The following is a 1,548-nucleotide window of genomic DNA, read 5'->3' as shown; positions in this document are numbered from 1 at the left end:
TCGGCCCTTCGGACAAGCCACTTCCCGGACCCGCCACCACCCAACCTAAACCCGCCCTCCGAGCGGTGTCTTGACACAAAGGGGTGCCATGAGCGCGCGAACGTGCGGATGCCGTTTTAGGCGGCGATGATTCATAGGCGGGAACGGCCCTATCGGTCGACAACCCTGTACGAGAGGAGTTGCTGTGGCGAAGTTCGTGACCATCGGGTACGGCGACCAAGCGGGCTACGACCACACCGACGCAGCCGTACGCGACGCGGCGCATGCGCATGACGCCCGACTGCGCCAGGATGGGGTCGACATGGGCGTCGCCGGCCAGCCCGTGCAGGTGCGGAACCACGACGCGGCCGAGGTGACCACGGAGGACGGGCCTTTCATGTCTTCCACGCTTCCCGTAGCCGGTTTCGCCATCATCGAAGCAGCTACGCTGGCCGAGGCCATCGACATCGTGTCGCGTACGCCTTGCGCCGTCGCGCACGGCGTGGTCGAGGTATGGCCGTTGCAGGAGTCGTCGTAAGCGTCGACTAAGGGACGTCTCGTAACCCCGGCGTCTGTCTGTTGAGGACTATCGTCGAGGATGCCTGGGTGCAGGTGATCTCCGCAGCGCGCGCCGAGTGGATCTTTCCGTTCACCGGGCTGCAGCCCGCCCAGTTTCGCAAGCTGGTTCGGCTGGTCGCCGAACGTGGCGGGCACGCCATCGCCGACGGCCGGCCGGGCCGGCAGTGGGCCCTTGACCTGCCCGACCGGGTGCTGCTGGTGGCCGCGTACTGGCGCACGAACCTGACGATGCGGCAGATCGGCCCACTGTTCGGCGTCTCCCACTCTGCCGCGCACCGGGTCATCGACACCCTCGGGCCGCTGCTGGCCCTGGCGCCGGCGCGGCGGCGGCCGGTTGATCAGATCGCGATCGTCGACGGCACGCTGATCCCGACCCGGGACCACCGCCTGGCCACCCCGAGCAAGAACTACCGCTACTCGACCAACCTGCAGGTTGCCATCGACGCCAGCACCCGCCTGATCATCGCCCTGGGCGACCCGCAGCCAGGCAACCGCAACGACACCATCGTCTACCGCACCTCTGGCATCGATCAGAAACTGGCCGACAGGCCGGTCATGGCCGACGGCGGCTACCAGGGCAACCGCGAGGTGATCATGCCGTACCGCAAGTACCGCGACGGCAGCCCACTGCCGGCCTGGAAGGAAGACCTCAACGCCCAGCACCGCACCGTCCGCGCCCAGGTCGAGCACGCCCTGGCCCGCATGAAGTGCTGGAAGATCCTGCGCGACTATCGCCGCGCGGCCCACACATTGACCGACGCCGCTTCCGGCACCGCCAATCTGCACAACATCGTCCTCACCGGGTAGGCGCCAGCGCGGCCACGGGCAACGCCTTCACCGAGTTACGAGACGTCCCTTAGGCCTGCCCGCTCATCAGCAGATCCGCGCACACTCAGCGGCAGATGCGGATGTCGCGGCGCTCCTTCTCGACTTCACGCCCACGAGCACACATGGCCAGCGGCGACCCGGCCTGGCCGCTCGACCGTGGCG

The 1,548-nt window shown here is 67.9% G+C and carries 2 protein-coding genes; both read left to right on the top strand.

Annotation, left to right across the window (positions count from 1 at the left end):
• Positions 1-184 precede the first annotated feature (184 nt).
• Positions 185-517 carry a YciI family protein gene (locus tag ABZU69_RS37075; RefSeq protein ID WP_354968868.1) on the top strand — a complete coding sequence of 111 codons (333 nt, stop codon included), beginning with the start codon at positions 185-187 and terminating at the stop codon, positions 515-517.
• A 68-nt stretch (positions 518-585) separates the two neighbouring features.
• Entirely contained in the window at positions 586-1,365 is a 780-nt protein-coding gene (locus ABZU69_RS37070) for a transposase family protein (protein ID WP_354968867.1), read from the top strand.
• The last annotated feature ends 183 nt before the right edge of the window (positions 1,366-1,548 follow it).

Origin of the sequence: Micromonospora sp. NPDC005206 (genome assembly GCF_040608175.1) — a bacterium.
GTDB lineage: Bacteria > Actinomycetota > Actinomycetes > Mycobacteriales > Micromonosporaceae > Micromonospora.
This window is presented reverse-complemented; position numbering and strand designations above follow the sequence as displayed.